Source organism: Breoghania sp. JC706, from assembly GCF_037026715.1.
In the GTDB taxonomy this organism is placed as follows: Bacteria; Pseudomonadota; Alphaproteobacteria; order Rhizobiales; family Stappiaceae; genus Breoghania.
On the sequence record NZ_JBANCG010000008.1, the window covers coordinates 332827 to 346647 of the forward strand.

General features: G+C 65.3%; 12 protein-coding genes. 8 read left to right on the forward strand and 4 right to left on the reverse strand.

The features are described from left to right. Positions 1 to 29: 29 nt before the first annotated feature. Positions 30 to 641, reverse strand: coding sequence for a glutathione S-transferase (locus V2L18_RS18405; protein WP_336179762.1), 612 nt, complete (start codon positions 639 to 641; stop codon positions 30 to 32). Between the two features lie 274 nt (positions 642 to 915). Here V2L18_RS18405 and V2L18_RS18410 point away from each other — a divergent pair, with 274 nt between their 5' ends. Continuing rightward, a complete protein-coding gene (locus V2L18_RS18410) occupies positions 916 to 2445 on the forward strand; it encodes a HAMP domain-containing sensor histidine kinase (RefSeq protein ID WP_336179787.1) in 1530 nt (509 codons plus the stop codon). A gap of 65 nt (positions 2446 to 2510) precedes the next feature. Here the strand turns inward: V2L18_RS18410 and cobT are convergent, their stop codons facing one another. Further along, positions 2511 to 3536, reverse strand: coding sequence for a nicotinate-nucleotide--dimethylbenzimidazole phosphoribosyltransferase (cobT, locus tag V2L18_RS18415; protein ID WP_336179763.1), 1026 nt, complete (start codon positions 3534 to 3536; stop codon positions 2511 to 2513). A 148-nt stretch (positions 3537 to 3684) separates the two neighbouring features. On the opposite strand from cobT, the gene V2L18_RS18420 reads away from it, so the two are divergent. From V2L18_RS18420 to V2L18_RS18435, 4 genes are all read left to right on the forward strand, one after another. Next, the gene (locus V2L18_RS18420) at positions 3685 to 4518 is read left to right on the forward strand and encodes an adenosylcobinamide-GDP ribazoletransferase (protein ID WP_336179764.1); all 834 of its coding nucleotides are present in this window, start codon (positions 3685 to 3687) and stop codon (positions 4516 to 4518) included. Between the two features lie 160 nt (positions 4519 to 4678). Then, positions 4679 to 5845: an alpha/beta fold hydrolase gene (locus tag V2L18_RS18425; protein ID WP_336179765.1), complete on the forward strand. Its 1167-nt coding sequence runs from the start codon at positions 4679 to 4681 to the stop codon at positions 5843 to 5845. A gap of 99 nt (positions 5846 to 5944) precedes the next feature. Further along, positions 5945 to 6139 (forward strand): DUF1289 domain-containing protein, encoded by a 195-nt coding sequence (locus tag V2L18_RS18430; RefSeq protein ID WP_336179766.1) that lies wholly within the window; start codon positions 5945 to 5947, stop codon positions 6137 to 6139. After that, complete coding sequence (locus tag V2L18_RS18435; RefSeq protein ID WP_336179767.1) at positions 6136 to 6858, forward strand: TIGR02281 family clan AA aspartic protease; 723 nt, start codon at positions 6136 to 6138, stop codon at positions 6856 to 6858. The genes V2L18_RS18430 and V2L18_RS18435 overlap by 4 nt, the downstream gene beginning before the upstream one ends. Positions 6859 to 6883: 25 nt before the next feature. On the opposite strand, the gene V2L18_RS18440 is transcribed toward V2L18_RS18435, so the two are convergent. Together V2L18_RS18440 and dusA are read right to left on the reverse strand one after the other, a co-directional pair. Further along, complete coding sequence (locus V2L18_RS18440) at positions 6884 to 7714, reverse strand: sulfite exporter TauE/SafE family protein (protein WP_336179768.1); 831 nt, start codon at positions 7712 to 7714, stop codon at positions 6884 to 6886. A gap of 54 nt (positions 7715 to 7768) precedes the next feature. Beyond that, the gene (gene dusA / locus V2L18_RS18445; protein ID WP_336179769.1) at positions 7769 to 8827 is read right to left on the reverse strand and encodes a tRNA dihydrouridine(20/20a) synthase DusA; all 1059 of its coding nucleotides are present in this window, start codon (positions 8825 to 8827) and stop codon (positions 7769 to 7771) included. Between the two features lie 533 nt (positions 8828 to 9360). On the opposite strand from dusA, the gene V2L18_RS18450 reads away from it, so the two are divergent. The 3 genes from V2L18_RS18450 to V2L18_RS18460 all read left to right on the forward strand — a co-directional run. Next, on the forward strand, positions 9361 to 10644 hold the full coding sequence (locus tag V2L18_RS18450) for an MFS transporter (RefSeq protein WP_336179770.1): 1284 nt from the start codon (positions 9361 to 9363) through the stop codon (positions 10642 to 10644). Between the two features lie 106 nt (positions 10645 to 10750). After that, positions 10751 to 12106 (forward strand): FAD-binding oxidoreductase, encoded by a 1356-nt coding sequence (locus V2L18_RS18455; RefSeq protein WP_336179771.1) that lies wholly within the window; start codon positions 10751 to 10753, stop codon positions 12104 to 12106. Between the two features lie 140 nt (positions 12107 to 12246). Next, positions 12247 to 13821 (forward strand): peptide chain release factor 3 (locus tag V2L18_RS18460; protein ID WP_336179772.1); only part of this gene is annotated, 1575 nt, incomplete at its 3' end.

A 13821-nucleotide genomic window follows, 5' to 3' on the forward strand; every position in this document is an offset into this window, starting at 1 on the left:
TTTCCCGGGAACCAACGGCCCGGCGGCACTCAGGCGGCCGCGCTCGGGCGTGCCTTTACGGCGGCGCGCCAGCGGGCGAGGTTCGGCAGATCCTCGGGGATACCGATGCCGGCCGGCTTGCAGAAATCGAGCGCGATCATCGCGGTGATATCGGCGATGGTGAACCGCTCGCCGGCGATATAGGCACGGTGTGCGAGCTCGCCATCGAGAAACCGCATCTGCTCGATCGCCTTCGGCCGGTTGGCCTCGCCCCAGGCCGCGACCTGCGGCACTTCCATCTCCTTCATCGCCGGATGCAGATGGCGGAAGACCGCCGCCACGGGAAACAGAAGATTGAATTCCATGCGCCGCTGCCACATCTCCACGACCGCCTTGTCGATCGCGTTGATCCCCATCAACGGCGGTTCGGGATGCGTTTCCTCAAAGTAGCGGCAAATTGCGACGGTCTCGGAAATCACCGTGCCGTCATCGAGTTCCAGGACCGGCACGCGCTGATAGGGATTGAGGCTGGTGAAGCCCTCGCTCTTCTGTTCCAGCTTGCCGATATCGACCTGCTCAAGCGGCACGTCGATGCCCTTTTCCGCCAGAAACACCCGGACACGGCGCGGGTTCGGCGCGCGACCACCATCATAGAGTTTCATTCTCGAGCCCCTCCCAAATCGTCGTTTGCGGCGCAGTCGAGCATGCCGCGAGAACTGCCGCAACCCCTTGCGCAGCCTCCCGTGCACAAGGTCACCCGTTTACCAAGAACGGCAAAATTGGTTGCCGATTAACCACTCCGTTGAATCTGTTCTTAAGGAATTATGGCGACAATCTGTTAAGTCACAGCCAGCCCTGCCCGGCGCTGCCGCCCCTCCAGACGGCGGCGGCGACAGGGTTTCGGCGCCGCAAACCCCGAGTCCCGCACGCGTGCCCATGCAAGCCGACAGCACCGCATCGACCGCCGACAAGACCGCGCTGAACAGCCAGCGCGCCGGTCGCCGCCGCGCCGTTTCGCGTACCGTGCGCTCCGTGCGCGAGCAACTGGGCAACGGATCCGGCATGCGGCCCGACTTCGATTACGAGCTGACCCTCATCTACGCCAAGACGCGGATCTCGGCGACCTTCGCGCTTCCCGCCTTCACGCTGATCATCGCCAGCATCTGCTATTTCTGGATCGGCGCGACCACCATCATCACCTGGGCCGTGGCGGTGAACCTCGCCCACCTGCTGCTGCTGTCGATGGCGCACCGCTTCGAGAAGTCGCCGATGCAGGGCATCGACCTGAAGCGCTGGCGGCGCAACTTCATCATGGGCGACTTCCTGCAGGGCTTCGCCTGGGCGGCGATCATGCTGCTGCAGGCGGACCGCACCATCGAGAATTTCGAGGTCTTCCAGTTCGCCATCGTGCTCGTCATCATCGCCATGATGACCATGTTGTCGTCGAACATACCCGGCGCGCTGTTTGCGGCGACGCTGCCGGTGACGGCCGCCATGGCCTACGTCTTCCTGCAGCATCAGGAGCCGATCTACTACGCGATGACGGCCATGGGGCTCGGCGCGCAGGTGTTCTTCGCCATTCTCGGCCACCGCATGTTCTCCTCCAACGTGATGATGCTGGAGTACCGCGCCCAGAAGGACGAACTGATCGTCGAGCTGGAACAGGCCAAGGCGGTGAGCGACGACAGCCGGAGGCGCGCGGAGGAGGCAAACCTCGCCAAATCGCGCTTCCTGGCCACGATGAGCCATGAGCTCAGAACGCCGCTCAACGCCATTCTCGGCTTCTCTGAGGTGCTGAAGAACGAGGTGCTGGGCCCGCTGGAGAACAAGACCTACAAGGAATATGCGGGTGACATCCATTCCTCCGGCCACCACCTCTTGAACCTCATCAACGAGATCCTGGATCTGTCGCGCATCGAGGCGGGGCGCTACGAGCTGAACGAGGAGGCGATCACGCTGCCGCTGCTGGTGGAGGACTGCATCCACCTGATGAAGCTCAGGGCCAAGAACAAGGGGCTGACGATCTCCGAGCAGTTCCAGGAGGGGTTGCCGAAGCTGTGGGCGGACGAGCGCGCCATCCGGCAGGTGGTTCTGAACCTGATCTCCAACGCCGTGAAGTTCACGCCGTCGGGCGGCGAGATTTCGGTGAAGGCGGGGTGGACGGCAGGCGGCGGGCAGTATGTCAGCGTGCGCGACAACGGCCCCGGCATTCCAGAAGACGAGATCCCGCTGGTGCTTCAGGCCTTCGGACAGGGTTCGCTGGCGATCAAGAGCGCGGAACAGGGCACCGGCCTCGGCCTGCCGATCGTTCAGGCGCTCATGAACATGCACGGCGGCAAGCTGGAACTGCGTTCCCGGCTGCGCGAGGGCACGGAAGCCATCGTCACCTTCCCGCGCTCGCGCGTCATGGAGGAGATGCCGGCTCTGGAGCCTACGCATCGGCCATCGATGAAAAAGGCTTCGTAAAGCAGCGCCGGCGCTGAAAGGACGCCGGGACCGCCGATGCGGCCATCCCGGCAGAAAGCTGCCCCCTACTCGCTCACGCTCACGCCGGCATCGGCGAAGGTCGCCATGCCGTCATGCGCCTGGGCGGCGGCCTTGACGATACCCATGGCCATGGCCGCGCCGGTCGCCTCGCCCAACCGCATGCCGAGATCGAGCAGCGGGCGCTTGCCCATGATCTCCAGTGCGCGACGGTGGGCGGGCTCTGCGGAGACATGGCCAAAGAGGCAGTGATCGAGCGCGCTCGGGTCCATCTTGTAGAGAATGGCGGCGGCCGACGTCGCCACGTAGCCATCGACGATCACCGGCACGCGCTGCAGGCGGCCGGCGAGGATGGCGCCCGCCATGGCCGCGATCTCGCGCCCGCCGAGCCGGCGCAGCACCTCCAGCGGATCCTTCAGCGCACCCTTGTTGCGCGCCACGGCCTTGGCGATGACCTTGGCCTTGTGGGCGACACCCGCCGCATCCAGCCCCGTGCCGGGGCCGACCCAGTCCGCCGCCTCGCCGCCAAACAGGCCGTGCATGATGGCGGCGGCGATGGTGGTGTTGCCGATGCCCATTTCGCCGATGGCCAGCAGGTCGATGCCGCCGGCAACCGCCTCCATGCCGTAGGCCATGGTCGCGGCGCAGGTCTGCTCGTCCATGGCATCCTCGACCGTGATGTCGCCGGTCGGCAGTTCCAGCGCCAGTTCGAACACCTTGAGGCCGAGATCATAGGCGATGCAGAGCTGGTTGATGGCCGCGCCGCCGGCGGCGAAATTGGCGACCATCTGGTGCGTGACCTCGCGCGGGAACGGCGAAATGCCCTGCGCGGTGACGCCGTGATTGCCGGCGAAGACGGCGACCAGCGGCCGCGTCACCTTGGGCCGCTGCGCGCCCTGCCAGGCGGCCAGCCATTCCACGATCTCCTCCATCCGGCCGAGCGAGCCGAGCGGCTTGGTGAGCTGCGCCTCACGTTCACGCACGACCTTCACCGCAGCGGTATCCGGGCCAAGCATCTCCGGAATGAGATTGCGAATATCGTCGAAAGGCAGCCCTGTTGGGGATTGCGGCATGGGAAGGCTCCGGGACTCATGGAATGTTTGGCGACAGCAGCCGGTGCGATCTATAAACGGCACATAACCAATTACAAGTCGGGTTTCGGATCGCCGGCAGCGCCCCGCAATCATGGCGCTGCGGCAGGCGGCCATCAGGAGGCGTGTCATGACACACGGGGCAGAGGAGCACGCGCCGGGCGCGGGGAAGACCCCGGTCAGGCGCTCGTGGCTGGCGGACCTGGGCTGCTGCCTCAGGTTCTTTTCCCGTGTGCCCGTACCGCCACTCGCCCCCGACGACGATCCGGCGGCCGCACCGAACCTCGCCACCGCGGTGCGCCTGCTGCCATTAGCGGGTTTCGCCCTGGGAGTTCCCGCTGCAGTCGTTCTTCTGTTGCTCGGCCAGACAGCCCTTCCCCCGCTGCTCCTCGCCGCCCTGACGCTGGCGGCGCTCGCAGCGACCACGGGCGCCTTGCACGAGGACGGGTTCGCCGATGTGGCGGACGGTTTCTTCGGAGGCGCGGGCCGGGAGCGGCGGCTGGAGATCATGGCCGACAGTCGGATCGGCACCTTCGGCGGACTGGCGCTCATCCTGCTGCAGCTATCGCTTGCCGCCGGCCTGTCGGCGATCGTCGTCCGCAACGGGCTCGATGCGGCGGCGATGGTGATCCTGTGCGGTGCGGCGACCAGCCGCGCGGCCGCGCTGTGGCCGTGGGCGCTGCTGTCACCCGCCCGGCCCGGCGGACTTTCCCACCGTTTCGGCGCGCCGTCACTCGTGACCGCCCGTTTCGCCACCGGCATCGCCGTTCTGCTCAATGTCGGCCTGACCTTCAATGGCGGCTTTTCGCACTGGCTGATCACGCTCGCGGGAGCCGGCATCGGGGCTTTAGGCATCGGCGCGCTGGCCCGGTCGCGTATCGGCGGACATACGGGCGATGTCATCGGCGCCGCCCAACAGGCCGCCTGGCTCGGCTACGTGACGGCCTATCTGATGCTGCCGTGACCGTTTCTTCGCTGCCCGTGACGCTTTCGCAACAGGGTTGTCGCAGAATGGCCGTTATCATGGCCCGAAACGCACCGTGCGGCGCCGACAATTCCAAGGCGGTCTCTCGCAGGCCGGCCGATTTTCGTGTGATAGGCGAATGAATCACAGCCGACGCTCGATGACCCCTTCCGAAGCCCTGCGGCGCACCTTCGCCGTGGTGCTCGTCGCAATGGTCGCGGCCAGTTGCTCGACCCGGCCGGGGCCCGGCAGCCTGAAGACCTCGGATGCCCCCGAACACGGCGCGCAGAATCACACGATCCTGATCGCGACGACCCGGGAGCGGGCTAGCGAGCCGGCGACCTATTTCAACGGCGAGCGTGCGAACCGCACCAACTACGCGGTGGCCACGGTCTCCGTTCCGCCTTCCCACAAACCCGGCAAGATCGAATGGCCCGCCGTCCCGCCGGGAGACCCGGCCAAGGACTTCACGTTGCGTAGCGCCGGTTATCTGGAAGGCCGCCAGGCGTTCAAGGCTGCCCTCGAAGGCGAACTCGCAAAGCGCAAGCCGGCCGACCGCGAGGCCTTCGTCTTCGTGCACGGCTACAACACGCGCTTTTCCGAGGCGCTTTATCGCTTCACGCAGGTCGCCCACGATTCGCGCGCACGGGTGGTCCCGATACTCTTCACCTGGGCGTCGCGCGGCTCGGTCACCGATTACGTCTATGACATGAACAGCGCCCAGATCGCCCGCGACGCCCTGGAACAGACCCTGCGCGACATCGCCGCGACCGGCGTGAAGCGGATCAACATCCTTGCACATTCCATGGGCGCCTACCTGCTGGCGGAGACGTTTCGCCAGATCAGCATTTCCAATAACCCGATCCCTGCCGACCGTTTCGGCTTCGTCGCGCTTGCCGCTCCAGACATCGACATCGACCTCTTCAAGCAGCAGCTGAAACGCACAGGAAAGCCGAAGAAGCCGTTCCTGATCCTCGTCTCGAAGGACGACAAGGCGCTGAAGGCCTCAAGCCTTCTCGCTGGCGGAAAGCAGCGCGTGGGCCGTTACGAGAACACCGAAGAACTGGCCGCGCTCGGCGCCATCGTCATCGATCTGACGCAAATCAGCGGCGAAAACGCGGTCAATCACGACAAGTTCGCGCAGATCGCCCGGATCGCACCGGAGATCGGCGAGACGCTCCTGCGCGCCCGGCTCGGCGAGAACGCCGGCGCGCCCTCGGCCACGGGCGGAAAGCTGGGCGATATCGTCGGCCGGGGCACAAACCTGGTGCTGACCGTGCCGAAGACGATCCTGAGCGCGCCCGTGCAGGTGTTGTCGGGACAATAGGCGCGCCTTGTCTCGCCATCACGCATCCTTATTTTCAAACGATGGTGCCGCTCGGCGCGCACCTCGCGTCATCCCTTGCGCCAACAGTCCCGGATAGCGATGAGCCCTCGCCCACAGATCAAGAGCCCCTGCATCAAAATCTGCGTCATCGAGGAGGGATCGGGGCTTTGCCGCGGTTGCGGCCGCACGCTGGAAGAGATCGCGCGCTGGGGCAGCCTTACGCAGGAGGCGCGCGAAGCGGTGATGCAGCGGCTTCCCGCTCGTCTCAGCCAGCTTGAGGGAACGCCCGGATGAGCAACGCCCCAAGGCATCTGCTGCGCAACCTTGCCCTGATCGTGCTGGCGCTGATCATCGCCGGCGCGGCAGTCTACTATCTGGGTTTCTGGGAGGGGCCGGAGCCGGGCGCCATCGATTTCGACAGCTCAGGCCCGGCCTTCGTCAAGCTCGCGATCATCGGCCTCGTGCTTGGCGCGAGCCTCATCTTCGCCCGTCCACGCGTGAGCGAGGTGCTGAGCGCGGTGATCTTCTGGGGCGGACTTGGGCTCATTCTCGCAACGGGCTATTCCATGCGCTACGAGCTGGAAACGATGGGCCGCGACGTGCTTGCATCGCTTGTGCCGGGAATGGCCGTGGAACGCGGCGACGGCACGGTGGCATTGGCGCGCGACCGCTCGGGCCACTACGTGGTGGATGCAAAGGTGGATGGCGCGCCCGTGCGCTTTCTGGTCGACACGGGGGCGAGCATGGTGACGCTGACGGCCGAAGACGCCCGCGCGGCCGGTATCGATCTCGACAGGCTGATGTTCGGCGCACAGGTTTCCACCGCCAACGGCCGCGCCCAGGTGGCGCCGGTGCGCCTTTCGCGGGTGGAGATCGCCGGCGCGACGCTCACCAATCTGCGTGCCTTCGTCGCCCGCGAGGGCGCACTCGACACCAGCCTGTTCGGCATGAACGCGCTCGACCGGTTCAAGTCCTGGCGGGTTGAAGGGGGCAGGATGATCCTGACGCCCTGAACCTCTCCCGCCCGGACCAGCCCGCTTAGCCCCAAAGGCTCCAGGCGAAGCGGGCGGCGACGATCAGCAGGAAGATGCCGAAGCTGATTTCCATGGCCCGCTTGGAAAGCGCGTGGGCGACCCTGACGCCGAAGGGCGCGCAGAAGATTGTCACCGGAATGACCAGAATGACGCCGAGCAGGTTGATGTAGCCGAGCGAGAACGGCGGCAGGTTCGGCTCGCCCCAGCCCGCCCACACCAGACCGATGACGGCGGGAATGGAGATCAGAATGCCGACGCCGGAGGACGTCGCCACGGCCTGATGGATCGGCCGGCCGAAGAGCGTCATGAAGGTGTTGTTCATGACGCCGCCGCCCACCCCCATCAGCGTCGAGAAGAAGCCGATCACGAAGCCGAAAACGGCGCGGGCGGGATTACCGGGAATATCGTTTCCAAACCGCCAGCTGTCGCGGTTGAAAAGCATGCGCAGGCCGATGATGACCGCGATGACGGCAAAGATTCCCTTCAGTTCCGCACCGGAAACATAGGCGGCGACGAAGGTGGCCACAATCGCTCCGATCGGTACGGGGATGAGCCAGTCCTTCAGGAATTTGAGGTCCACCGCACCGCGGGACTTGTGCGCCAGAAAGGAGCGGATGGAGGTCGGCACGACAATGCCGAGCGAGGTCGCGACGGAGACGTGCATGCACACGGAGGGATCGACGCCGAGAAGCGACAGGAACTGGTAGAGGATCGGAACGAGGACAGCACCGCCGCCAATTCCGAAGACGCCTGCGAGAAACCCTGCGATCGCCCCCGAGGCGAGCAGAGCCAGAACGAGGCTTGCCAGATAGCCCCAGTCAGCGGTGAGATCCATGGGAATTCCTTCGACACTCTCTGCGGGACGCAGCGGCCTCGCCCTCACGAGGGGTCACGATGGGACCTGCACCGCCACGCGATCCTGTCTGTCGCGCATCTCGTCGGCTCTGTCCAGAGCGTCACGGTCGATTCTGTCGCAGGCCGCACGGATCACCTCAAGCCCCGCCCCTGCTCTCACCGCATCGCCCGAGAGCATCTGGCGCCAGCGACGGGCGCCCGGAACGCCTTGAAACAGCCCGAGAATATGTCGCGTGATCTGGGAAAGGCGCGTCCCGCGCGCAAGCTCGCGCTCGATATAGGGAAAAAGAGCTTCAACCGCGCGGAGACGATCCGGGGCGCCGCCCGGCTCGCCATAGATCCGGGCATCCACTTGCGCCAACAGCGCGGGATCGTGATAGGCGGCGCGGCCGAGCATCACGCCATCGACATGCGCAAGATGACCTTCGGCCGCCTCCAGCGTGTCGATGCCGCCGTTGATGCCGATCCAGACATGCGGCAGGCGTTTCTTCAGCCGATAGACGCGCGCGTAGTCGAGCGGCGGGATATCCCGGTTTTCCTTCGGACTGAGCCCCTTGAGCCAAGCCTTGCGGGCATGGACCCACAGCGCATCCGTTCCTGCGGCGAGAACCGCATCGGCCAGCCGGTCGAGCGCTTCTTCCGTGTCCTGCTCGTCGACACCGATGCGGCACTTGACGGTCACGGGGATGGAGACGGCCGCCTTCATCGCCGCGACGCAGTCCGCAACGAGATCGGGCTCCAGCATCAGGCAGGCGCCGAAACGGCCGGACTGCACCCGATCCGACGGGCAGCCGACATTGAGGTTGACCTCGTCATAGCCCCAATCCTCGACGATGCGCGCGGCACGCGCCAGTTCGTCGGGCTCCGAGCCGCCCAGCTGACAGGCGAGCGGTTTCTCGATTTCGCAAAAGCCGAGCAGCCGCTCACGATCGCCGTGCACAACGGCGGCGCTCGTCACCATCTCCGTATAGAGAAGAGCACGCTTCGTGAGTTGACGGTGGAAGACACGGCAATGTCGGTCGGTCCAATCCATCATCGGCGCGACGGCAAAACGCCCGGATGCGCTCGTCTGGGTTTTTCTTTCCCCGTCCAAGTTTCAAGCCTTCCGATAGATTTCCGTCCTGGCCCTGCGTCGGCCCTCTTCCTACCGATTTTCCCCAAAAGTACAACAGGTGTCATACTGTCCCTGCGCTGGCGCCGGCGCCAGTGCGTCCTGCCAGGTGCGGGCGTTCGGCCCGGACCGTGTTTTCCGACAACTGCGGCATCGCCGATACGCGCACCCCTGCCATCCCGCTTTCCGCTCCCTTTACCGCCCACCCCAATCCCTCGCCACGCCCAACAAAGAGGCATATAGGCAGCGAAAGATATCGCAAGGCGACACAAAATGTCGTCAGAAGCGAACAATATTTTCATTAATGTCGAAAACTCAGATCCAATTGCACTATTTGGAAAATTCATCCTTGTGTTTCGCTTGAAAATTACGTTTAAGGGGCGCCCAACCACAGCCCTTCCTCCCGACCGGCTGCTTCGACGAGGTTTCCCAAGGCCTCGCCGAGGGATCGATTTTTGTTTGCCCGAAGCGAAAAGGCGCCAACCCTTTCGCCGGGATACTTTCGGACCGGACCGATGACCATCGCCGACACGACCTATGCTCCTCCCGTCAACCGCTCGAGCCAGATATTGGCGGCGAGCATGATCGGGACCACGATCGAGTTCTTCGATTTCTACATCTACGCAACCGCCGCCGTTCTGGTGTTCCCGCACCTTTTCTTCCCCGAGAGCGACCCGACCAGCGCGTTGCTGCAGTCCTTTGCCACCTTCTCCATCGCCTTTTTCGCACGCCCGATCGGCGCGGCGATCTTCGGCCATTTCGGCGACCGCGTCGGCCGCAAGGCGACGCTGGTGGCGGCCCTGATGACGATGGGACTTTCCACCGTCGCGATCGGTGCGCTGCCGACTTATGCCTCGATCGGCGTGTGGGCGCCGCTGCTGCTGGCGCTGTGCCGGCTCGGCCAGGGCCTGGGTCTCGGTGGCGAATGGGGCGGCGCGGTGCTGCTGGCAACCGAACACGCGCCTTCGGGCAAGAAGTCGTGGTTCGGCATGTTTCCGCAGCTCGGCGCCCCCGTGGGCTTCATCTTCGCCAGCGGCATCTTCCTGACGCTGACAGAGACCATGTCGAACGAGCAGTTCTTCGCCTGGGGCTGGCGCATTCCGTTCCTGGCGAGCGCCATCCTCGTCATCTTCGGTCTGGTCGTCCGGCTGAAGATCACCGAGACGCCGGAGTTCGCCCGTGCGGTTGAGCGCGCGGAACGGGTCGCCGTTCCGGTCGTCGACGTCTTCCGCTCGCACAAGATGGCGCTACTGCTCGGCACCATGGGTGCGCTCGCGACCTTCGTGCTGTTCTACCTGATGACGGTGTTCTCCCTCGGCTGGGGCACGCACCATCTCGGCTACAGCCGCGAGGAATTCCTGATCCTGCAGATGATCGGCGTCATCTTCTTCGCCGCCTTCATCCCGCTGGCCGGCCGACTTTGCGACCGTTACGGCGTGCGCCGGATCATGCTGATCGTCACCGCGATCATCGCCGCCTTCTCGTTCGCCATCGCACCGCTGTTTGCCGGTGGCGAAGTCGGCGTCATGACCATGCTGATCCTGGGCTTTGCGGCAATGGGCCTGACCTACGGACCGCTGGGAACGGCCCTGTCGCTGCCGTTCCCGACCGCGGTGCGCTACACCGGCGCCTCGCTGACGTTCAACCTCGCCGGCATCTTCGGCGCTTCGCTCGCCCCCTACATCGCCACCTGGCTCGCTTCCAACTACGGGTTCGAGGCCGTCGGCTACTACCTGGCGATCAGCGCGGCGATCACCTTCATCGGTTTCCTGTTCATTCCGGCGGCCGGCGAAGATTAATCCGCCGCCTTCGGGCGGTGCGAATTGACCATCTCGCCAATCGGGGCGCGCGGCGTTATCGTCGCGCGCCTTTCTCGTTTCCCGCCCGCAGGTTCCGGATCCCGCCATGCCGCTCTACTCATCGCACGCCTATGACCGTTCACGTCCGCTCGGCAGCTATTGGGAAACGACGGTCGAGCCGGAAGCGCGCAACTATGCGCCGCTCGAAGGCGAACAGACCGCCGATTTCGCGATCATCGGCGGCGGCTTCACGGGACTGAATGCCGCGCTGCGCCTTGCCGGCACGCACGGTGCCGATGTGGCTCTGCTGGAGGCTGGAGACATCGGCTGGGGCGCCTCGGGGCGCAACGGCGGGTTTTGCTGCGTTGGCGGCTCTAAACGCTCGCCCGGAGACATCGTCCGGCACTATGGCCATGAGGAGGCCGCGCGGTTCCTCGACTTCCAGGCGCAGGCCATCGACCATGTGCGCGGCCTGCTTGAAGCCCACGCCATCGACGCCGACACGCATTCGGACGGCGAACTGAACCTTGCCCACCGCGACAAGGCAATGCGCGAACTGCAGGAAGAGGCCGCCGAGCTGCGCAGCGCGTTCGGCATCGAGATGACGCTTCATTCCCGCGACGAGCTGGCGGCAATGGGCGTCGCGGGGCCGGAGTTCTGCGGCGGCGCCACGCTGAAACGCGGCTTCGCCCTCAACCCGCTGAAATATGCCACCGGCCTCGCCCGGGCCGCGCGCGAAGCGGGGGCGAAGCTCCATGGCCGCTCCGCGGTCACGGCCATTTCGCGGGAGGGCGAGCGCTGGCGGCTTGAGACGGCGCGCGGCCACCTTTTGGCCCGCCGCCTGATCATGGCGACCAACGGCTATCTGGAAGAGGAACTGCCCGGCGTCCCCTTTGCCGCGCTTGCCGGACGGCTACTTCCTGTCCTCTCCTGCGTGCTGGTCACACGACAGCTCACCGCGGAAGAACTGGCGGCGCAGGGCTGGACCTCGCATCAGATGAGCTACGACACGCGTCAGCTGCTGCACTATTTCAGGCTGATGCCGGACGGCCGCTTTCTCTTCGGCATGCGCGGCAGCACCGACACGACGCCGCAAAGCGACGTCGCGATCCGCCGCGAAATCCTTGCCGACTTCCACCGCATGTTTCCGGCCTGGAAGGACGTGGAGGTGACGCATGTCTGGTCAGGTTTCGTGTGCATGTCGGCAGAACTGACCCCCTATGTCGGCTCGCTCGCCGATGCCCCCGACGCCTTCGCCGCACTTGCCTACCACGGCAACGGGGTGGCGATGGGCTCGCTGTGCGGTGCGGCGGTGGCAGACATTGTCGCCGGCAAAACGACGAGCGCCGATCTGCCGGCGGTCGTGCGCGGGCCACTGAAGCGCTTTCCCTTCCCGGCCCTGCGCAAGGCCTATCTGAAGGCAGCCTATCGGTGGTATGCGCTTTGCGACGAGGTGCTGTGATAACCCGCGAACACCCTCGATAGTGACCCGGCATTGACCCTGCGCACCGCTCTTCCCATTTGACAAGCGCCCGGCTTTTGCGCCAAGCACGGCGCGTCGCGCAACAGTCGCCCGCTTAAAAGCACCCTGAAAAGACCAACATGATCGATCCCGTCTCCCGCAGGCGTACCTTCGCCATCATCTCGCACCCGGACGCCGGCAAAACGACGCTCACGGAAAAGCTGCTGCTGTTCGGCGGCGCGATCCAGCTCGCCGGCGAGGTGAAGGCCAAGCGCAACCGCCGTGCCACGCGGTCGGACTGGATGGACATCGAGGCGGAGCGTGGCATCTCGGTGATGACCTCGGTCATGACCTTCGAATATGCCGACTGCGTCTTCAACCTGCTCGATACGCCGGGCCACGAGGACTTCTCCGAGGATACCTACCGCACGCTTTCCGCCGTCGACAGCGCGATCATGGTGATCGACGCGGCCAAGGGCATCGAGGCGCGCACGCTGAAGCTGTTCGAGGTCTGCCGCCTGCGCGACATCCCGATCGTCACCTTCATCAACAAGCTCGACCGCGAAAGCCGAGATCCGTTCGAACTGCTCGACGAGATCGAGAACACGCTGGCGCTCGACCTGGCTCCGGTGACGTGGCCGATCGGGCGCGGCCGGTCGTTCGCCGGCACCTACGACCTCAGGGCCAACACCATCCGCGAACTGGACGAGCAGGCCGAAGGCACGCCGGTTTCAGGCGCGGACGACGAGAAGGTCGGGGCTCTGCTGCCCGATGGTGACCGCGAGCAGATGCTGGAGGAACTGGAACTCGCGCAGGTCGGCTGCAAGCCGTTCGACCTTCAGGGCTTCCGCGAAGGCCACCTGTCGCCGGTGCTGTGGGGATCGGCGCTCAGGAATTTCGGCGTGCGCGACCTGATCAACCTTCTGGCCGAGATCGCCCCGACGCCGCGCGGCCAACCCTCTGATGCCCGTTTCATCGAGCCGCACGAGCCGAAGATGTCCGGCTTCGTGTTCAAGATCCAGGCGAACATGGACCCCAACCACCGCGACCGCATCGCCTTCATGCGGGTGGTCTCCGGCAAGCTCACGCGCGGCATGAAGGCCCGGCTTTCGCGCACGGGGAAAATGATCCCGCTGCACACGCCGCAGTTCTTCTTCGCGCAGGACCGCTCATTGGCCGAAGAGGCTTATGCGGGCGACGTGGTCGGCATTCCGAACCACGGCACGCTCCGGATCGGCGACACGCTGACCGAGGGCGAGGCCATCGTCTTCCGCGGCGTTCCGAGCTTTGCCCCTGAAATCCTGCGCCGCGTCTCGCTCAAGGACGCGATGAAGGCGAAGAAGATGAAGGAGGCGCTGCAGCAGCTGGCGGAAGAAGGCGTGGTGCAGGTCTTCACCCCGCACGACGGCTCGCCGGCGCTGGTCGGCGTGGTCGGCGCCCTGCAGCTCGACGTGCTGGTGGAGCGAATGAAGACCGAATACGGCCTGCCGATCGCGTTCGAGCCCGCCCGCTTCGAGGCGTGTCGCTGGGTGGCGTCGGACGATCACGTCGCGCTCGACAAGTTCATGACGAAGAACCGCGGGGCCATGGCGGCCGATCTCGACGGCTCGCCGGTGTTCATGGCGACCAGCGCCTTCATGCTGAACTACGAGAAGGACCGCAATCCCGATATCCGCTTCACCGACGTGAAGGACTATCAGAAGGAACTGGCGGCT